This is a genomic window from Dysgonomonas sp. GY617 (genome assembly GCF_015233815.1).
GTDB lineage: Bacteria > Bacteroidota > Bacteroidia > Bacteroidales > Dysgonomonadaceae > Dysgonomonas_A.
In genome coordinates this window covers 14,779-35,779 of the sequence record NZ_JADCLR010000008.1, presented here as the reverse complement: position 1 = coordinate 35,779, position 21,001 = coordinate 14,779, and the positions used below count along the sequence as shown (strand labels likewise).

The 21,001-nt window shown below is 36.0% G+C and carries 13 protein-coding genes and 1 pseudogene; 13 read left to right on the top strand and 1 reads right to left on the bottom strand.

What is annotated here, in order from left to right; translation table 11 throughout:
* The first annotated feature begins 294 nt into the window (after positions 1-294).
* The 12 genes from IR022_RS08480 (at position 295) to IR022_RS08425 (ending at position 16,922) form a co-directional block, all read left to right on the top strand.
* Complete coding sequence (locus tag IR022_RS08480; RefSeq protein WP_194203399.1) at positions 295-1,611, top strand: WG repeat-containing protein; 1,317 nt, start codon at positions 295-297, stop codon at positions 1,609-1,611.
* Between the two features lie 660 nt (positions 1,612-2,271).
* Complete coding sequence (locus tag IR022_RS08475) at positions 2,272-3,024, top strand: hypothetical protein (protein ID WP_194203398.1); 753 nt, start codon at positions 2,272-2,274, stop codon at positions 3,022-3,024.
* Between the two features lie 7 nt (positions 3,025-3,031).
* Positions 3,032-3,799 (top strand): hypothetical protein, encoded by a 768-nt coding sequence (locus IR022_RS08470; protein ID WP_194203397.1) that lies wholly within the window; start codon positions 3,032-3,034, stop codon positions 3,797-3,799.
* A 4-nt stretch (positions 3,800-3,803) separates the two neighbouring features.
* The gene (locus IR022_RS08465) at positions 3,804-4,514 is read left to right on the top strand and encodes a hypothetical protein (protein WP_194203396.1); all 711 of its coding nucleotides are present in this window, start codon (positions 3,804-3,806) and stop codon (positions 4,512-4,514) included.
* Positions 4,515-5,462: 948 nt separating this feature from the next.
* On the top strand, positions 5,463-6,485 hold the full coding sequence (locus tag IR022_RS08460) for a DUF4852 domain-containing protein (protein ID WP_194203395.1): 1,023 nt from the start codon (positions 5,463-5,465) through the stop codon (positions 6,483-6,485).
* Between the two features lie 1,067 nt (positions 6,486-7,552).
* Positions 7,553-10,927 carry an FISUMP domain-containing protein gene (locus IR022_RS08455; protein ID WP_194203394.1) on the top strand — a complete coding sequence of 1,125 codons (3,375 nt, stop codon included), beginning with the start codon at positions 7,553-7,555 and terminating at the stop codon, positions 10,925-10,927.
* A gap of 97 nt (positions 10,928-11,024) precedes the next feature.
* Positions 11,025-12,353: a peroxiredoxin family protein gene (locus tag IR022_RS08450; protein WP_194203393.1), complete on the top strand. Its 1,329-nt coding sequence runs from the start codon at positions 11,025-11,027 to the stop codon at positions 12,351-12,353.
* Between the two features lie 84 nt (positions 12,354-12,437).
* The gene (locus tag IR022_RS08445; protein ID WP_194203392.1) at positions 12,438-12,839 is read left to right on the top strand and encodes a hypothetical protein; all 402 of its coding nucleotides are present in this window, start codon (positions 12,438-12,440) and stop codon (positions 12,837-12,839) included.
* A 2-nt stretch (positions 12,840-12,841) separates the two neighbouring features.
* The gene (locus IR022_RS08440; protein WP_194203391.1) at positions 12,842-13,348 is read left to right on the top strand and encodes a hypothetical protein; all 507 of its coding nucleotides are present in this window, start codon (positions 12,842-12,844) and stop codon (positions 13,346-13,348) included.
* A 752-nt stretch (positions 13,349-14,100) separates the two neighbouring features.
* Positions 14,101-14,970, top strand: a complete 870-nt coding sequence (locus IR022_RS08435) for a hypothetical protein (protein WP_194203390.1) — start codon at positions 14,101-14,103, stop codon at positions 14,968-14,970.
* 61 nt (positions 14,971-15,031) lie between these two features.
* Positions 15,032-15,922 carry a hypothetical protein gene (locus tag IR022_RS08430; RefSeq protein WP_194203389.1) on the top strand — a complete coding sequence of 297 codons (891 nt, stop codon included), beginning with the start codon at positions 15,032-15,034 and terminating at the stop codon, positions 15,920-15,922.
* 496 nt (positions 15,923-16,418) lie between these two features.
* Positions 16,419-16,922 (top strand): copper resistance protein NlpE N-terminal domain-containing protein, encoded by a 504-nt coding sequence (locus IR022_RS08425; RefSeq protein WP_194203388.1) that lies wholly within the window; start codon positions 16,419-16,421, stop codon positions 16,920-16,922.
* 259 nt (positions 16,923-17,181) lie between these two features.
* On the opposite strand, the gene IR022_RS08420 is transcribed toward IR022_RS08425, so the two are convergent.
* Complete coding sequence (locus tag IR022_RS08420) at positions 17,182-17,469, bottom strand: hypothetical protein (protein WP_194203387.1); 288 nt, start codon at positions 17,467-17,469, stop codon at positions 17,182-17,184.
* Positions 17,470-20,077: 2,608 nt separating this feature from the next.
* On the opposite strand from IR022_RS08420, the pseudogene IR022_RS19970 reads away from it, so the two are divergent.
* Positions 20,078-20,363, top strand: a pseudogene (locus IR022_RS19970) (cell filamentation protein Fic); the annotation flags it as partial.
* Positions 20,364-21,001: the final 638 nt, after the last annotated feature.

Here is a 21,001-nt window from a genome sequence, read left to right as displayed (position 1 = left end):
CTAGTTGGAGAAACCTCTCAGACACTGATCCCGCAGATACCCGATATTACTTAGAAAACGAAATGGTATTAGACGGTTATGGCAATGAGGTTAAGGATATGCAGTGAATCGAAAAGCCTGCATACATAAAATCAGCCGGTAAAATAGAAAATCAGGCAATGATATTTTATCAATTGCCAGCTATATTATAAGTTCTGATTGAGCGTCTCATTTTCTTATAAAGTCGATTATCAATTCGGGATTAATTCTTTATTATTTTTGCATCATTAAATTTTTATAACATACACACTATCTATGCTCAAGAAAATATCAGTTTCAGTTATTTGTTTATTATTTACCATATCAACAGTTGTAGCCCAAGATAAGAAAGAAGTTTTAAAGCAATTAATAGACAATATAATAAGTATTAAGGATGCCCGAGATCTACTTGAGGAACGACTCGAATTGAACGATGTTATGGAAAGTATGGTTCAGATTAACACTTCCACAAATGCGCAATATGCTAAAGTGGATGGTAACGGCAATAGCATCAAAGCATTGGCACCACCTCCTTGTTTCGACCCGACCCATATAAATAAAGACAGTCTTAAAACAAAGCTCAATGATCAGTTAAATACCAGTTATTTCAATCAACATCTAATACCTCCATATTCGCAAGTAATTTTACCCGACTTTTTATCTGATATCAATCGTATTATAAATATACCTTTATGGGGAGACAGTTCTTATAACTTCGGCGATATTATTATTCATAAAGTATATTACAGCGATGGAACGATAGATGAACCACATAACAAAGTCTTTCTCTCCCAATATCAATATTACACACAAAAAAACGCTAAGTATATAGATAGTTTGCAGGTGGAAGTAATTGTAAATTATCCGGCCAATATTCAACAGGTATCTTTATCAAAGGAGAATCCTACTTTTGGTATAGGTAATAATTATGTACAACTGATCTCGATGAAGGATAAGGAGGCTGAAATTCTTTTATCAAAGAATGTATATGAAAATCTGAAAACGATACAAGCTAAGAGCAAAGAGGGGATGGTATTGGATTGTGTTTCAGAAAGTTTAGGAGTAGATTATTCGCCAGCTGTGGGCGCTTATTATCTGAAAATGGCACACCTTTGTAAGACGATAATCAAGGATATTGATGATGAGAAATACGACTCACTCGATAAACTGAAAAAGGATATTTTTGATACGTATATGTATTTTATTGATGCCCCCGAAGCTAATCAGGATTACATTATTTGGCTACAATTCGAAAAGACTATTAATCAAACAGATATATATTATATTGCAGAGTTGGATAGTGTAAAAGTATTTGGAACGGTTATCAATGGCGACCTGCACTCGGCAAAAAATCCTTATCACACTGCTATCGATCCCAAAACAGACCAATATGGCATTGTAGATAATTCGGGAAACTGGATTGTGGAACCTCAATACGACTATGCTTTACCCTTTCAAAGAGAATATGCTTATGTAGAGAAAAACAATAAGGCAATGTTAATTGACAAAAGTAATACGATATATAAAAGTTACCTTCAGCGTTGTAGCCTATTATGTATCTATAATTCAGTTTTAAGCTCTGTATTTCAATAAATTATTTAATAGTTATGTGTCCGTGCCTTAATCGATATACTAACTATAAAATTGAATCAATATTGTATAACATTAAGTTTATAAAAAAAGCACCATCATCTTATAATATCAAAAAAGTAACAAAGATTACTTATTATTAGTTTCTTTATCTTATCTTTGTTGCTATAATCTAACTCTTTACTTAAAAAATGAGAATAAAATTAACAAACATACCCACCAATAATAATCTAAAGTTTAACGATTTAGATTTGGTTATGTGCGTTGAAATATTAGAGAGAGAGAGAGAGAGAGAGAGAGAGAGAGAGAGAGAGAGAGACTAACTAGCGAACATGCTGTTAATAAATATATTTTAGACGGATTACTCCGTCTTTTTTTGTTATTGCGTTTTTTATACATATTCTTTTCCCCTTTTACATATTTCCCCAATATATATAGTTGTTCAGGTAAAGGTTTTCGTATTTCTGATTTGCTTTTTATAGTCGTTCAAAATCAGTACGATTTTTTCGTTTACCTATGGCACAATTATGTCCAGCAGTGGTGTGTAGTGATTACATGCTGCTGCTTTTTCGTACATTATCAACTAAAATACAAAGTGGAGAATTACCTTTTTCATTCACAAAAAATCTATACAATCACACTATATTAATAATGATAATAACAATGAAGAAAAGTGTTTTACTACTAATGGGACTATTTTTTATCGGGCTTATAAAAGCTCAGGTCGGAATAAACACCCAATCTCCGCAAGGAACCCTTCATATCGACGGGCAAGGCAATACTTCAGGTATGAGCAATGTTTCAGATGATGTGTTAATTAACACCAAGGGTAATATCGGACTTGGTACATTGAGTCCTACTGCCAGAATACATTCGGTAGGAAGCTCAACAGTAGCTCCTATGCGAATAACGGATACGAAACAAGACGCGGGCTATCTTTTGGTTTCAGATGATATGGGGAATGCCTCATGGATGGCTAAACCTTTTTCCGGAGGTGTTGTATACACCCTGGTAGGCTCTGCTGCAACTACTTACGCATTCAATACTTATACTCTGGTAAAAGCAATACCTGTAAATGAAAACGGTAATTACATGATTTCTATTAGATGGTGGGGAGTCACAGCTTCTGTAGCTGCCAACAACTTGGTTTGTGCGGTATTCTATGCAACTACATCGACTAACGGAACCAATAGTTGGACAGCCGACCAAGCTAATTTAAAAGATAAAACCGAGTATTGCGCCAATACTGTGGCTGGGGCATATACGTGCTTTACTACCACCATGTTTAGTGACGGAGTTAAAGGCGAGTATATTAAATTGTATATCCGTGTTTCTGCAGGAGGGGCTTGGGGCATCGGAACGGTAAGTACTACAAATCGTTATTGGAATCCCTCTATTGTCGTATTTAGAGTATAATAAAACAATGAAGAAATATATATTACTATTACTTGCATCCATGCAAGTCGGGTTCGTATCAGAGTCATTTGCGCAAATAGGGATAAATACAGAATCTCCTCAACAAATTTTCCACATCGATGGCTCCAGCAATACTTCAGGTATCAGCAATATATCGGATGATGTTGTGGTTGACAGCAATGGAAATCTAGGGGTGGGTGTCATATCACCCACGGCGAAACTTCACATTGTTACCGATGACATTTCGTTAAGGCTTCAGGATGGCACGGAAGGTTCTAATAAAATGGTGTATAGTAAAGATGCTAGTGGTAACCTGTCATGGATAGACCAGCCGGAATCATCTGCTACTTTCTTTTATTTGAATACAGGACAGAGAAACCTACCCAGTGGAACGCGGACTTTATTAATTTCCATGCCTATATCAGAAGCCGCCAACTATCTGATGTTTCTCCGTTGGTGGGGTAGCTCTACAGCTCTTAATAGTACACAAAGGAACATCAGTGCTTACTTCTTTCTAACATATGCTTCCACTACAGCTGCATCTGATTATGGTACTGAATTTGATGGTGTGGAGCATTATGTGAGTTACTCTGTTGCTAATAGCTATTTTAGCTTTACCACCAGTTTATTCGCAAATATCACTGCTTCGACCGGTTTTTTGAAATTGTGGATACTTCCAGCTACTCCTACTAATGTCGGTGCATTTAACTGGGTTATCGGAGCTGTAAATAACAATCCAGCTCTTAATCCGAGTATTATTCTATTTAAGATTTAACCAAATGAAAAAAACGCTTATACTTGCAGTCATACTTTTATGTTTTGTATTACCTGCTTCTTCGCAAGTGGGTATCAATACACAGTCTCCGATCGGGATATTTCATATTGACCCTCAGTCAAACAGTGCAACAATTACTACTGATGATGTAGTTGTTACTCAGGCTGGAAATGTAGGAATAGGAACTGTAAGCCCTCAGGCAAAATTACACTTGAATGTATCTTCTTCCCAAACAGCTTTAAGAATAGAGGATGGTAACGAGAAAGCCGATCGTGTACTCGTATCTACCGATGCAACGGGTGGTGCTGGATGGGGTGCTATCAAAGGTAGTGGTGGTGAAACTCTTATTTCGACAGTTTCTCAATCTTTCCCAACCTCAGGAGGGACTCTTTATCTAACGGGAAACAATACACGTTATAAGGTTGTGGGGGCAGGCCATTACCTCGTGTATTTCCGTTGGTGGGGGAAATCTACGACTGTTTCAAATAGTAGAACCTCTGCCTATATCCGGCTATTAAAAAACGGAACTGTAGTAGATACTGTAGAATACTATGTTGCAACAGAGGCTAATAGCGCCTTTTCGCTAGCAGTAGCGCTTATGGCTACTTGTATATTAGATGATTACCTCGAAATAACAATAACCCCCGCAGCAACATGGACATCCTCAGTTAGTCCCACCTACACAAGAGTTTCGAGTACATTTTTCTTGATGTAAGAGAGCCTTAATATACAAAACCAATTAACGATTCTACATGAGCAATTTGGAAATGTATAAAACTTGTATTTACTCAACTTCTAGCCAAAAGCAGATAAGGTCCAGGAAGCCTTTCCACTATAGGGTTCAAGAAACGTTCATTGATAACCTGAATTATCAATCTATCCTATCAGGATACGGTTGATAAGCAAGGAGGGGTTTACCATCTGGAAGGCGTGACCGAAATGATTATTGCCAGCATTTCATATTCCTGGGCTTTTCTGAAATCAGGTTTATCTCTAAATGGTGCCTTGAATTAAGATTATCGTTTAAGATTGAGGATTTCCATAAAACGAAACTGTACAAAGCAATAAGTGATTGGCAAAATCAATATTCTTTCTGAAAGATTGATTCAGTAGTAATATTTTCCAGTTTGCAGTTAAGTCAAATTAGACTTCAGTCCTAAGTTACAAGTCATTATCTTAGGATCAAGGAAATTCAATTCAATATATAATTTTCAACCAGTATTACTGGTAATTCAAAAAACTCTTTTCTTGCAGCTTTTTTGCATAACCATTTTCAAAATAACTGTGCATTTTTTTGATTGACTTTGAAAAGCAAGAGCGATAACTATATCCAATCCATAATAATCTGGATAGATATTTCTTCTTTCAATTATACATCCCATCAAATCATGACTCCGGACAATACCTGATTTCTCAATAGATCGAAGCCGTAGGTTTTCACGTTCCACTTCTTCAGCCTGTAGTAATGGGATGGTGTTAACTCCAACGATGGTATTATTTTATAATTTAGGATCAAAACCTCAGAATATCGACTACATAGCTGTACTGTTTATTTAAAAATGGATTATATTAATGGCAGAATAATATAAAATATTTTCACTTTTCTATATTTCGGAATTAGAGATACTATCTATTGTTTCTATATTTGTGAAAAACGAAGACTATGAAAAAGATTTATTTTATTTTATTTGTTCTCTCAGCAATAATAAATCCTTGTGGCGCACAAGACTTCATACAGGTATATGATGGGGATGTAATAAAGAAAGGAGATATACTAAAAGCCGGTTACTGCTCACTAGGTGGGAGTGAATATTGGTATATAAAAGAGAAATTTACAGATAACTATGGAAAAGACAGATATCAGAAAATCAAAGACACGGATGTTGCCCTCTCTGATATAACAGTTATCCGGTTTATTCAGCCAACTGCTCCTGAAATATTTGGAAATACAAACACGGTGGCAGTGGCAATGGATAAAAAGCAGAGCAGAGAGTTATTTATAGATATAGATAATGCCATATCCAAAGGTGAAATTGTCAGCCGCTTTGTAGACCACTCAGATAACCGGGCTATTTTTCTTAGCGACGATTTAATTATGGCCTGTCAGATGAGAGTCAATGGACTATTTGTCGATAATGCTGCGATTTTAGAGTTTATTCAAATTAAAGATAAAGACCTCTATCTGAAATGCCTGAGTAATGAGTTTGAATTCAATGAAGTTAAAGATCAGTATCGGAAAACACTGGAAGATATGATCAGTACATTTGATTTTACTGCCGAATATTATATCAAAGATAAACTTGTTATCGGCAAATATGATTTTGATGAAAATGCTTATCCTTTATCCTGGTTTGATGATATTCAAAAATATTTTTACAGCTACGGAAGGTGTGAATTTATTCTGTCAAATCCCGAGTACGGTAAACTGTTACCTGTAACATTGGATGAAGCAAGTAAAAGTAATAAGCGTCGTAAAGGATTATCTGCTCATGGCTATGTCTCGACTTTAGCATACGGACGAATATATCTTAAACTTTTTGACCAGAAAATGGAATTACCCAAGCAAAAGTATTCTCTTTTAAATTATGAAAATCTATATAGACACAAGGTTATCGGTGCCGAAATAAGAGGGATAGAGGTATATGATTATCCGCAATGCGACTATAATTTAATTGGTAAAATATAAAATAGATAAAACATATATGATGAGTTAACTACTGTCCCTTTTCAGATTTGTACTTAGTTATACAATGATAATTCAGTATGTTAAATCGAAATTTTATAATTATAATCACTGTGGTATACCTTATCATTTATGATTGGACCACTAAGATCGGAGATTCTCATGATTCAAGAATAATGGAACAGATATAAATTAATTTGTTAAATTTGTCCTGACTTATTTACATACTTAATAGGCACTTTGCATTCTTTGTATGAATGGAAGTGCTTATTTTTTTGTTCAAGTATACGTTTATAAGTATTCGATTTCTTTTTTTTTTTATTTAAAATCGGTACATCATTTTCGTTTATTGATATTACAATTATTTGAGGTAGTAGCCTGTACAACCCTTCGAATTTCAATCGAAGGGGCACTCATTACAAAAGCATCTATAATCTTTATTTGATAGATATTTCATATAACATAAAGTATCTATCGAATTATTCTTTTTTAGAATAAATGTCAATAACTAAAAAAGAGTAAAAGATTCTCTTGTTGTTCGTTATGTAATACATATACTCTATTTGGGATGTTTTTGTGATTATTTTTGAGTATTTGTATTTATGTAATATTCATTCTTGGTGTTTGTTTGTTTTTTTTAGACACAAACAGGGTCTTAAATCTAGTGTTCAGTATGTTTCTTTATGTTGTATAATAAAGCTTTAATTTTTTTATTATTTGGAGTATGTTGTTGTGATTTATTAATGATTTCTTTTGGGCACGTGAAGTCTTATTTCAGAATAAGTTTATGTTGTTGTGTCGTTTTTTCTTCTGGAGAAAGATAAATTCACGTCTATATTTAATAATAAGCGATATTATTTGAAACAAAGACAGATAGCGAATGAAGTTTCATATGACGATTTCTTATCAATTTTCCGTAGAACCATTTCTACTACGGCGGAGTGCGAAATAGACTTCGAATAGATGTCGTTCGAATTGTTATTTTGTGTAGGAGCCTGTGTTGATGATTTAGAGATACCTCTCCTTTTACTATCGAAAACATAAAAAAACACTATTATCAATAATAATTTATGAATAAAATTAAAAAAACTTCGCAAAAAATTTATAGTCGGCGTTGGTTGCTGTCTGTCTTATTTGGGCTTTTTTTGTTGGTTCCGGTGCATGGACAGGTCTCCATTGGAGATGCCGGTGCTGGTGGAGCTGTTGAACCTCAGGAATTTTCTATTTTGGAGTTGATTTCTAACAAAAGCGGTCTTCGTTTACCTCATTTGACAACAGTTCAACGGGACAATCTGCAGCAGAGTAGTGCGTTTGATTTAGAGAGAACAGGTAAAGGAGTTGGTCTTACTATCTTCAATATCTCTACCGGATGTGTTGATTATTGGAACGGCTCTCGTTGGATTCCTTTATGTCAGGGTAATAATCCCTTTTTGGGAGGAGATTGTGCCGATACTAATTTCTCTGTAGGCGGAGGTACTATCACTTGTACTATCACCGATCCGGATTGTAGTATTTTGGGTGATTATAGCTTCACGGTTATTCAAGGCTCAGATTATACCGAGTTGACCGTTTTGGATGCCGGTACGGGGCAGTTTAGCCTGAGCTTTGCCCCCAATGACTGGGCCTCTTCTCGTACCGCCATTGTGATGGTAACCAGTCCTTGTGGAACGAGCAGTATTTTCGTTTATACGCAGGATGGCGACTCCTCGGGTTGTGGGATTACTACAGTGCCTGATATTTTAACTTCTAACGGTGCGAGTTTATGTGTAGGAGGTATGGTCTATTTATACCTGAATGGTTTACCGGATGCCACTACCAATACTTTTATTTGGGTATTGAATGGGCAGGTTGTGGGTACAGGTAATAGCCTGGTCGCTACACGTCCTGGAAAATATACAGTTTACGGAGATAAGTTGGGGTGTACAAACTCAAAATCGATTACGGTTAGCTATAGTTCTACTATTGCCCCTGATCCGGTTAATTTGATTGTTATAGGCAATGGTGGTGTAATTTGTGGACCTGGAGGTTCCGTACAACTGGTGACCACTCCGCCCGCTTCAGGTACGGTTGTCTGGTACAAAGATGGGCAGAAGGCTACGCCAGGTACTGATTATACGATTAATGGTACCAGTAATAACATTACGGTTACACGAGCCGGAGAGTGGTTTGCAGTGGTTGAAGACGGAGGTTGTAGTTCCCGTTTTTCGGATGCGGTCACAGTGACGGATAATTCGTCGTCAACGCCTGTTTTACCCGGTCCTCCGGTTATGCGCATCAATGGTGTTACAAGTGGTTGGTCTGCGTGTAGAGGTGGTTCACTTTTTCTGGAGGTGGATGGTACTATGGACCCCACGTTGACTTATTCCTGGTATGCAGATAATACCTTAATAGGTACAGGTAGCGGTCTGGTTTATAATTTACCTTCGGGGATTGCTCAGGTTGTAATCCGTTTACGTGTCACTGGAGGTTCGTCGGCTTGTCCTGTTGAAGCTTTGGCTGTAGAACCCATTTCGCCAACACAAGCTCCCCATGGGATTATTACCCCTGGTGGAACAGTTCCTCTTTGTGGTGGTTCGGCTATATTAACAGCTCAAGGCGGGGACAGTTACCGTTGGTTTAGAGACGGTCAGCTTATTTCGGGTCAGAGCGGTGCATCGCTGACGGTGACTACCCCCGGTAGCTATAGTGTTCAGGCTATTTCCTCGGGGGGATGCCAAGGTCAACAATCGGGAGCCGTTACAGTTATTCTTTCTGATTTTGGTACCGCCTCATGGGGTGCCGGTCCAACTACAGTTGTTGTGGGAGAAAATAAAACTTATACGGTTAATCTGGATTTTGTGCGTAATGCTACCTACAATTGGTCGGTTACTGGTGGTGGCATTATCACCGCCAGTTCGGGAAATTCAGCTGCAATATCATTTCCTGTAACCGGAACCACTGATATAAGTTGCGAGGTAAAAAATGATTGTGGTGAAGCTATTGGCAGTCCGCTCAGTTTACCAGTCATTGTAGGTACGGGTTGTAAGGATGCTAATATAACCGGTTATCCTAACGGGCTTACCCGTACCGTTAGGGCAGGAAGTCTATTTGCACTATCGATGACCATTCAAGATGCCGCTCTGATGGATGTCCAGTGGTATTTGGGTCCTGTCGGCTCCGGCACCCTTATTTCCGGAGCTGCGTCTTTATCGTATAGCTTCACAGCTGGAGCTGTTGGTACTTATAATTATTATGCGGTGGTAACTCCTACTGGAGCAGCAGGTTGTGCATCTGCTACATCTAAACAATTCACGGTAACTGTAACTCCTGATCTGTCTATCTTGCCTAAAGGTAACGGTGGTTTTTTTGGTAAAACATGTTTTGATGTAGCCAAGACTAATAGTGGTGGCGATTGCGGAGATTTGAGTGCACGTACAACCCAAAGAACTGATTTCGAAAATCGAACATCGCAGGATACTTATGCAGGCACATCTGTGGCTCCTTACTCAGGTGTACAAGTTTATACCTATAAAGCAGTAGGGACGGTAAGTAATGTGCGTTTTTATGTTGACGATCCGACAGGTGAGGTTATTGAAAGTATTACTCCCGTTGCCGATTATACCGGGACTTTTACAGCCAATTCACTTTGTAAAGTTACTGTTGCATACAAAGAATCTTTAAAAGAAAGCTTGGTTGGGTTGAATAGAACTAGCGCATTAAAGGTTACTCTTTATGTTGTTTACAGTAATGCCGGGGTGGATACCCAATTACCTATGGTGATCAGCTTACAGGATTGCGCCTGTTGTGGAGCTAAGACTACTAGAGGAGGTTGGCTCAATTTTATGTGTCATAATTTGGGAGCAGATGAGAATCTTTTGGTCTTTACCCCTAATGTCGGCTTATATGGAGATTTGTATCAATGGGGGCGTCCTCAGGATGGTCATGAATTACGGAATTCGGATAGAACCTCTACCTTGGCTACAAATAATACAGCTACAGCACCGGCAGCAGTTGTTGGTAAATTTATAACTATTAGTAGCTCTCCTTTTGACTGGCGGTCAGGAGGCGGTAATACTAGCCGTTGGGGGAATGGTACTCAAGATGAGAATGTACCTAAGGCAGAAAATGATCCTTGCCCTGCTGGTTGGAAGGTTCCCAGCCAAAAACAATGGGCATCTATATTTCGGGGTGGTACAACTTCCGGAGCACCGAGTACTGCTAGTGCTAATACCTGGACTTGGAACACTTCTGGTTATAAGGTTGGTGATGCTCTTTTTCTGCCCGCTGGCGGCTACCGTGAAAGAGTTGGAGGGGCATTAAGCGATCTTAATAGCTTCGGCTACTATTGGAGTAGTACGGTTAACGGTACAAACTCGTACCGTCTGCTCTTCACCGGCAGTACTATCTCTCCAGCGGTCGCTAATAATAGGTCGTACGGATACTCAATTCGCTGTGTTTCAGAATAAAAAGTAACCGGCAACTATATACTATAACTACAATGCGCCATGTTACGTCATGGCGCATTATTTTATCGGATTATATAAGTTAAAATAAATTCATGAAATGAAAACAAGAAAAAAGATAACTCGGGTTCGTTTTTTTGCGATAATTCTGCTATGTATGTATAGCCATATTACCCATTGCCAGACTCTGTATCTGGATTTCTCCTCTTATGCGAATCAATCAGTGGTTATAACCGTTCCTCAGGCAACCTCTGCGGATACACTTTATAGCGGAATCTTGGACGATACGGGTAAAGCTACGGTACAATTGTCAAAAAAGTACCAGGCATACGTTGGTATGGCCACAGTCCAAGTGGGCGATAAAGGCGCCCGTCTGGATTTTATAATCCATGGGGAAAATCCGGTACTACGCAGCCGGGAAGAATATCCCGGAGGAAATAATATCGAATTCTCAAACAGTTTAGAAAATACCAGCCTTCAAAATTGGTTTATGAGCCAATTGGTCCGTCGTCAAAAATTGGATTTGTTGACAGAGGTTGAGAAAGCATACAATCCATCGGATACCTTTTTGGTAGTTTTACAGAGAGAATACAATCAGCTATCCGTAGAACAAGCAGATTTCGAAAAGATGCTAAACCAAAGTCCCCTGTATGCGGCAAAATTTATTAAGCTATATAATTTCCTGACTCAAGAAGTAAATCAGCTACCCATTGCCGATTCGCTTCATATGTCGGCTTTGCGACCCTATATTAGAGATAGCCTGGATGTGGAAAGCCTTTACCACTCGGGACTTTGGTTCGATATCCTCAATGGAATGTTGGCTCTGTATGGAGAAGATACCCCCTTTCATTCGTTTTTTATAAGCGATATGTCGCAGATTCTAAAACGTACACCTCATGATGAAATATATATCCGGTTATCCGAAAACCTGTTTGATATTTGCGAAAGTATGGGATGGAACAACCAGGAAGAAGAACTGACCCGTTTTTTAGAAGAAGACTCCCGCATAGTAGCGCCCACAGGTAAGCTCAAAATATTGTTCAGCCTCCATAAACTGAGAGCAGGCAGTAAAGCCCCCGCCCTGAGTCAAGGCAAACTACCCGTAGGTAAAACCTTGCTGGTTTTTTATCAGTCCGGTTGTGGTCCCTGTGAAGATGAGATACAGTCATTGAAAATCAATTATCCACGTTTAATAGAAAAAGGTTATCAGGTAGTATCTGTATCAAGCGACGAAGACGATCAACTATTTAAAAATACCTCTGCTAGCTTTCCATGGGCAGATAAATATTGTGATATGAAAGGATTGAAGGGTATTGACTTCGAAAATTATGGAGTAATAGGTACTCCTACCTTTTATGAAATCGATTCAGCCGGCTTTATTCGGGGACGTTATGCCCGCTTATCAGAAATCGGGCTTTTGGATGATTAAATATAAATTCGATATTACCTCATAATACTTCATAAAGAAAAGATGCTAAGAAGAAAAATATTTTTAAGACCAATACTACTATTTATGGTCGTAATTATTTTAGTGTCTTTCTTTTATAAAAGAAACAAACGAAGAGAGAAATTTACTTTGCTCCTTTTCCGAAGCATCTCTGGTAATGGAGGAATCGATCGATTATCGAGTTTAAACAATGAAGATTTGTTAAGCTATTTATCCGTAATTTTACTAAAAAATAATGTGAACATAAACCGAATTTCAACCACTTCCCACGAAGACGATATATTTTTGCCCTACCTTTATCTGGAAGATAAAGATGTAATAGCTAATCCGTTAGATATACGAACAGGTACAATTCTCAAAATACCCCTTTTGTCAGAAGAAATACTCAATATGAATAATCCCCAGAGTATTAGGCGGATTCGTTTTCTTACAGACAGTATTCTCAATAATGTAACCGAATCCTTTTAAATATGAATCTCTTAAAATTACTAAGTCGTTTGTTACCCGTAAAGAAGTACTATGTGGAACTTCTAGTATTGTTTCCAGAGACACATCCTCGTGGAGGTTATCCTACGTATTATGGTTCCAAACTTCAGGATATTGATCGACAGGGAGATAAGGTTCATATTTTGGACTTGGAAGCCTCTTTTTGGGAATCTATCATAAAAAAAACTCGCTTTTACCGGGTTCATTTGATTATCTGTTATTCTGTAGGAAAGAGTTATATTGAGATTATGCGGGTGAAGGATTTCCGTGTAGAATGGGGCATCTTACCTATAGCTGGAGCCAAAACAATGCTGGTAGGGAAAGTTGAGATTCCTATAGCTCAAATTGCATGTAATGAAGGATTGTCAGAGGAAGATTTCTGGGACCTGTATGAGAGCAGATCGGGTTCCCGGATAGCTATTATTCAGTTGACTGATTTTATGTATTCCAATATTCCGGACAACAAAATACAATCAGCGCCAGAGTCCTAACTCTAAGGCATAGGCTCTTGGACATAAACTTAGCATATCATTTATGCCTTAAAATATATACAAAGGAGAAAAAAGGCTTAAATATTCAAAGGTATGCAATAATATATCTATAAAAAAAAAGATATATATTATAAGAGTAGGAGCTAAATTATTTAATATAAATTTTTATATTTGCATCTACAAATCACCTCTTTACTCAAAAAATGAGAATAAAATTAACAAACATACCCACCAATAACAATCTAAAGTTTAACGATTTAGATTTGGCTATGTGCGTTGAAATGTTAGAGAGAGAGAGAGAGAGAGAGAGAGAGAGAGAGAGAGAGAGAGAGAGAGAGAGAGAGACTAACTAGCGAACATGCTGGTAATAAAAATATTTTAGGCGGATTACTCCGTCTTTTTTTGTTATTGCGTTTTTTATACGTATTCTTTTCCCCTTTTACATATTTCCCCAATATATATATCGATAGTTGTTCCGGTAAAGGTTTTCGTGTAGCTGATTTGTTTTTTTGTTGTCGTTCAAAATCAGTACGATATTTCCTTTTACTTATGGCACAACTATGTCCGGCAGCAGTGTGTAGAGATTACATGCTACTGCTTTTTTATAACTTGCTACATAACAGTTTGTTTGGACTGTCTTGTTATTGCTTTTATTATTCTGGCTATCCTAATAAATCGAAGCTGTTGTCGAAGGTATGTCCGACAGTATCCCATTTACCAATAAAAATTTACTAACTAATATAAAATAACAAATGAGAAAAACTTTTTTATTGATTTTGTACTCTCTGAGCTTAAGTCTCTGGTCTCAGATTGGTATAAATACCGAAGATCCCCGGTTTGATTTAGATGTACGGGGAGATGTATTTGCTTCAGGCAAAAGTAAAATTGGAGGTGCTACGGTAATGAATCCTTCCATACAATTAGAGCTTTCGGATGCCGATAAGGGGTTGCTCTTGAATCGAGTTCCTTTAACAGATCTTACACAAAAATCGCCTGTGGCTGGAGCTGTCACCGGTACACTTGTATATAACAATGGAGGAGGTGCATCTAATCAATTCGATGAAGGTGTTTATTTTTGGAAAGATGATCGATGGAAGGAGCTTTGGGGATTTCTGCCTACACAAGGAATTTCTCTTTATTATGCAAATTCTCATGTGGTAGCAGGACCTGCTGGTGGAAATAATCAATCCAATATGGTATCTATGTCTTTCACTTCAACAAGAGGAGGTGCAGCCGAGAGTCTAGTTTTACCTGAGAGCGGCTCTTATGCCTTTAATGTAAAGTTATATACAAATATTTGTAATGCTGCAGGAAATCCTATTATTCCCAGCAATGCAGGAAAGGTAGTTGTTTATGTAGGTATTTGGATTAATAATGTATTAAATGATATAAGTGAAATATTTTATCAGGTATCTCCTCTGGCAAATGGCTCTACAGCTTTGAATAGTTCAAATCTAACCAATGTAATTTTAGGATGTTCGGGTAATGCCGGGGATCAGATAGATATCCGGTTGGGATATCTACAAACAAGTGTTAGTTCAGGAGAATATATAAGAAGTCAATACTCAAGTTCGGTGAATCCTGCTTCAAATGCAACAACTATGCTCTTCTGGAAATTATAAAAATAGAAAATGTGATCGTAGAATTTTAAGCAAATTGCTTTTTTAATAAAAATGAGATAAAATGAAATTAAATACAAATAAATTATTATTAAGTATTGTTGGCTTTCTTTTTTTTATAGAAGGTTATAGTCAGGTTGGTATTAATACAATAAATCCACTGTTCGATTTAGACATCCGGGGAGATATGTTTATTTCAGGAAAGAGTAAGATGGGAGGAAGCGCTACGGATGCAATGAATCCTTCTATACAATTGGAATTGTCAGATACCGATAAAGGGTTGTTATTGAACAGGGTTTCCTTAACGAATCTATTACAAAAATCACCAGTGGCTGGAGCTGTCGATGGTACACTTGTCTATAATACGGTTCAGGATGCACCGAATCAACTATATCCGGGAGTTTATGTTTGGCGAAATAATGCTTGGCGGAGGCTGGTGGATGAGATTCCTCCTAAACATATTTCTCTTTATTATGCAAGTTCGAGTGTGATAGGAGGACTTGCTTCTGGAGGTGATCAATCCAGTATGGTATCTATGTCTTTCACTTCAACAAGAGGAGGTGCAGCCGAGAGTCTAGTTTTACCTGAGAGCGGCTCTTATGCTTTTAATGTAAAGTTATATACAACTTATTGTAATGCTGCAGGAAATAGTATTGTTCCTAGCAATGCAGGAAAGGTGGTTGTTTATGTGGGTATTTGGATCAATAATGTATTAAATGATGTTAGTGAGATATTTTATCAGGTATCTCCTCTGGCAAATGGCTCTACAGGTTTGAATGGTTCAAATCTAACTAATGTAATTTTAGGATGTTCAGGTAATGCCGGGGATCAGATAGATATCCGGCTGGGATTTCTACAAAGCAGTGTTAGTTCTGGAGAATATATAAGAAGTCAATACCAATCTTCGGTGAATCCAACTTCAAATGCAACAAGCATGCTATTTTGGAAATTGTAGATTGTTTTCACCCCTTTGAATTTCAATCGAAGGGGTTTCCTTCGCAAATACACATCCATATGCTTTATATAGAATAAAGTATTTTGCCCAATAAGTGAAAGGTAATTCTAAAACTAGATATAAAAACAATACTATCTTCTTTTTAGCGAGTTGGTATTTGTCGAATTATTCTTTTTTAGAAAAAATGCGAATAACTAAAAATGGGTAAAAGTTTTTCTTATTGTTGTTCTTTTTCATGTATGCTCCATGTAAGATGTGTTTGTAACTGTTTTTGAGTATTTGACCTTACAGAAGGTCTGTTAATGTGATATATTTATTTTGTTTTAGACTTAAATAGTATATCTAATCTAGTGTTTAATGTGTTCTTTTACAATATATTATTGATGAAAATCGTTTTCTTTTATTATTTATTTGGAGTATATTATACCCTCACAGGGAGTAAAAAGCTAAATATTGTAATATATCTGTATTTAGCTTGATAACTAACAAAGATAAAATGGAAAAATTGTTATTCATTCTGGCTACTATTTGTTTATTAGCAGCCTGCAATTCAAAAAAGAGTGAAGAGGTCACTCAGCCTGCTCTAGTTGGCATTGCAAAAAAAAATGCAATAAATGATATTTTAGAAGATGTTGGAAGATATCCTCCAACTGTATATAAGGGTATTTTACCTTGTACCAACTGTCGTGGAATAGAGACGATACTGAAAATTTATGAGCATGCTAAACTCTTTGAGTTAACAAGTAGTTACCTCGGAAAGGAACTTGAAAATAAGTTTGTCCAAAGAGGAGATTTTAATGTTGAAAAAGGATTAGGCACTAATCCGGATGGGATGGTTTATATCCTTAACTGGGATATGCCCGAAACTTATCAAATTTATTATGGATATATCAGTACTGAGCCTGATAAGCTCTTTTTATTAGATAGTAATTGCCAGATAATCGACTCGGAATATTCATTGACCATGTCAGAAATAATTGAAGATGCTGAAGACTGTTAAATAATTCTATGTTTATCGCCAAATATCAAGATGGATGTGGATCCAGTTCTATAAATTAGAAGAAAGTAACATAGAATACATTTTGCTATCTTTCAGATACACATTAATTTATGTCGACGGACTAAAATATCTAAGAGAATCGTTTTTTTATTATAATTTTTTTCTTAAACATGGCTATATTTAGCTGTTTCGGAATAATTTACAATTTATCCTAATTTGATAGTATTATGTAGTGATTACATAATACTATCTTTATTTATTAGCTTATAATAAAATTAGATCTTTGGTTATATTTGAAATAAATTCTCGTAGTAAAGTTTAAAAATTTAGCACGTTGTATTTCACCACTTCGGGTGATAAGTGTAGAGTATTTTTTTAGAGAGTCCAGCCATTTTTTATGCACCAACGATGCTTGAGTATTAGAAATACTTATCGGATCCGAAAAGTATGACCAAAGCTGGGTATAGGTTTGTTTATCATATTCAAAATAAGAAGAGTTAGACTCAATATTCAAAGAGGAAAGGTATACTAGTACTTCTGAGCTCATTTGATTTACTCCTTTCAGGATCATTCTTTCTAATAGATCTATGTATCCATATTATTCCTTTTGTATAACCCGCAATTCAGTTTCTTCTATAAAAATAAGATAATAACGTTTCTAATCTGAAGTATTGGAATCAAATGATTTGCCACCAGCTTAAAATTCAAATCTAAGCGAAATTACGCAGTATTTCCATTACCAAATCGTTAACTGATATGAAACAGGCTTTGGATATTTCTCGAAGCCTGTTTCTTTTGTATTATATTATAATCCTTTTATTTTTCATTCAGACACAAATTTCAATGGAGGGAATAAAAGGCCAACCCCAAGCCGCAAGCGGTTTTTCGGACAATCTTCCTCTTTTCCTCTCGGGCGAGCGTACTCTCCTCAAAAAGGGTTGTCTTATTTATTCTCCACCATTAGAGGAGTGTTTACAGATTTAAAAAGAAAAAAATAATCAGAGTGAAGGGGCGTTCGGGTGGCTACTCAAATGTGCTACGATAGTACTCATCCAGCAACTTCTGAATATTACTTTCCCTGTACAATATTTTGCCACCAAGTTGAATATACAGGATTTTACTATTTGTTCAGTACTCTTAGAATGTCCGGCAGCTGCCTTTCAGATACTTCTGCATCTGTTAAGAACCGTTCGCCGTCATAAGAGTCTTAGAACCTAGAAAGCTATTAACTGAGCTTTTAAAATAAGGATTAGTTTTCGATCAAGTTATTCTTTATCCTACGTTTTTGCATCTTTCTTATAATAGTGCAAATTACAGGAAGCAAGTTTTATACGCAAAAGGGGTGAATCCATGAAAAAGACTGTCATCGCGACAGTCTTTAACAAACTCAATTTTAACATCGAAAACACATTCGAAATGTCTCTTTTGAAATGTAGTAACTAAAAATATATATGAAAAAACATGCTTAAATTATCATTGTGAAAACTTCCGGACCGGTATTAAACCAAGTATGTTGACTTTATATAATTGTTAATACCAGGTCCGAAAGCAGAACTCTATTCGGTTCCAAAAGTATAAATTTCTAAAATAAACACATGAAAAAAAAGTACTTATTATTTATTGTTTTAACATTTTTTACAACTATAGCTAGTTGTAAAACTAAAATGCGGTATGTACCTATAGGGAAGACTACTACTATAATAGAGATATAATTGGTCTCTGAGAAACAAAATGTAATTACTACATCAACAGACACAAGTCGATTAGAAAATAAATACATTGTTTCATTTGCATTCTGGGATAGAAAATCATTGTTTTATGGCTTAAATGTTAAAGATCTACTGTTTTGACTAAAGTACCTATGAAGAAGACTAGCACGGCAATCGTAGTTCCTATAATTCAACCTTACGAGGTCAAAGGAGAAACTATTTATCTAGATAGACCTGATTCTTGGTTAGATAGTACTCAAAAGTATATCTGTAGGATTGGTTTAATTTTATTCGCTCTATACTTTTTAATAAGATACAGATCTAAGACATTTAAGTTTATAGGAAAGTTGGTGTTTAAAGTGTAAACTATTGTCAACTGCAATTGTTATATATAATTAGGCTGCGTTATCTACGGGCACCCAAAATCTGAGAAACTTTCCATTTTTAGGATAAATGGCTTTACCATTCCTGCGAATGCATCTATAAAAAATAAGCTTCATAGTTACACCATTTTCAACTTTATAATCGCTCATTCAAAACACCTCCTTTCTATTGAGGATCAGTCCCCTTTTAAGTTTTACGGTAGGACATAAAGCAAAACCCTGTATCCTACTACTGGGTTTGTTTTTTCAAGAAGCTATAATGTTCTGTTATAGCTTATAACTCCATACTGGTTTCATAATTGTAATGATGCTTTTGTACGGTTACAGTGTTTTGAATTTATTGCGTTATAAAGTTGATGATAAAAGTAAATTTTAAAATCAGATTAAATATAGAGCGGCACCATTTATTTGCTAAATAATTAATTATTATCTAGCACGATTCACCCTAAACACATGGTTATCTACATAAGTTATTAAGAAAATAACCAAAGCCTTCCACCGGAGGCTTTTCCATTCCTTTTAGTTTTAATCTATTATTCTTTATACCCATAAAACAATTAGACCTTTTATACGTTATTTTTATACAACACCTTTTACTACTAACTTAAAAAAGATAAATAGAGCGAAAGCCTATAGCCTGTGGAGGTTATAGGCTTTTATTTATATTTCTACAACAACTTTTTATATTTTTGTTTTGACTTATTTACATATAGAAGAGCATCCTTCTTCTTTTACAGAAGTAGAGGTGCTTTTTATATAAAATCTGATTCTATTAATCTGGATGGTAGAATCTTTGAGAACAGAAGTGTGGATAACTAGGGTTAAAGGAGCTGCGTCATGTCCTCTATAACCTTCTTTCTTTATGTTTGTTTGTTTGAAATTAGAGTGACCTAAAGTACCTGAAATGGTCTCAATTGGTATGTCTTTATTAAGTAAATAAGTGGCAAATGTATGATGTAAACAATGGAAGCTAACAAGTTGTATAAATATTGCAATATTTAGCTATCGTTTTCAAATTATAATTGATTGTAGAGGAAGATGGAACTTTAAAAACGAAATCGTTATAGTTGATAAATATATTGAAATGAACATTGTCCATCCGTTTATGGAAGGCAATGGAAGAAATACACGAATATGGTTGGACTTGACACTAAAAAAGCGATTAACAAAAATGTGCGGACTGGAGTAAAATCAATAAAAACGATTATATGAACGCAATGATAGAAAGCTCTACAAGCAGTACAAAGCTAAAGAGTCTGCTAAATAATACCCTTACAGACGAAATCAACAGCCGCGAAATGTTCATGAAAGGAATTGATTACTCATATTACTACGAAGAAAATGAATGAAAAATTGTTCTGAACAAGTATAATGGATACACTACTTAGCGACTACATAGGGACAAATTGTCCCCAGATAACTACAATAACTACCCACAAAGAACCGAAGACAAAGCGATAATGTTACCGATGTTATGTATATTTTTTTGTATTATATTTGTACCATAAAGAAATAATACATTGATAATCATATATTATTTCTTTCGAAGAAAAAGTTATTCAACTTTATCATAATGAATGATCGTACTACAGAATTGATACGTTTTAAGGTCGATATTGGAGATAGAGAGGAGGAATTTTCACATTCCTCCTAATTGGTCAAAATGGCGTTTACACAGTGGTTTGTCTTGGCTATTCTTGAAAGTATTTCAAGTATGCTATTTAGGCTTCTTTTTGATCATGTCTGTTATATAATCTGCGGTCTTTTCTGTCATCTCATCATATAATAAGGAGTTGGGTTCTCAATGTAAAATACCCTTTTAGAAAAGAGTGGTACGTCCTTTGCAGGTCGGAAAATGCTTGTTTTGTATTACCAAGATAAGAGGACAGAAGTATTATCCTAAATTCTTGGTGATAAAAGAGAAATATGGATGCTTTATTGCCTAACACGGAATTACTTCGCCATATTACTAAATCCAGATGAGAAA

Excerpts from the sequence above, each read along its gene's own strand:
- IR022_RS08480 (WP_194203399.1), top strand. The coding sequence starts at position 295 with ATGCTCAAGAAAATATCAGTTTCAGTTATTTGTTTATTATTTACCATA.
- IR022_RS08475 (WP_194203398.1), top strand. The coding sequence starts at position 2,272 with ATGAAGAAAAGTGTTTTACTACTAATGGGACTATTTTTTATCGGGCTT.
- IR022_RS08470 (WP_194203397.1), top strand. The coding sequence starts at position 3,032 with ATGAAGAAATATATATTACTATTACTTGCATCCATGCAAGTCGGGTTC.
- IR022_RS08465 (WP_194203396.1), top strand. The coding sequence starts at position 3,804 with ATGAAAAAAACGCTTATACTTGCAGTCATACTTTTATGTTTTGTATTA.
- IR022_RS08460 (WP_194203395.1), top strand. The coding sequence starts at position 5,463 with ATGAAAAAGATTTATTTTATTTTATTTGTTCTCTCAGCAATAATAAAT.
- IR022_RS08455 (WP_194203394.1), top strand. The coding sequence starts at position 7,553 with ATGAATAAAATTAAAAAAACTTCGCAAAAAATTTATAGTCGGCGTTGG.
- IR022_RS08450 (WP_194203393.1), top strand. The coding sequence starts at position 11,025 with ATGAAAACAAGAAAAAAGATAACTCGGGTTCGTTTTTTTGCGATAATT.
- IR022_RS08445 (WP_194203392.1), top strand. The coding sequence starts at position 12,438 with ATGGTCGTAATTATTTTAGTGTCTTTCTTTTATAAAAGAAACAAACGA.
- IR022_RS08440 (WP_194203391.1), top strand. The coding sequence starts at position 12,842 with ATGAATCTCTTAAAATTACTAAGTCGTTTGTTACCCGTAAAGAAGTAC.
- IR022_RS08435 (WP_194203390.1), top strand. The coding sequence starts at position 14,101 with ATGAGAAAAACTTTTTTATTGATTTTGTACTCTCTGAGCTTAAGTCTC.
- IR022_RS08430 (WP_194203389.1), top strand. The coding sequence starts at position 15,032 with ATGAAATTAAATACAAATAAATTATTATTAAGTATTGTTGGCTTTCTT.
- IR022_RS08425 (WP_194203388.1), top strand. The coding sequence starts at position 16,419 with ATGGAAAAATTGTTATTCATTCTGGCTACTATTTGTTTATTAGCAGCC.
- IR022_RS08420 (WP_194203387.1), bottom strand. The coding sequence starts at position 17,469 with ATGAGCTCAGAAGTACTAGTATACCTTTCCTCTTTGAATATTGAGTCT.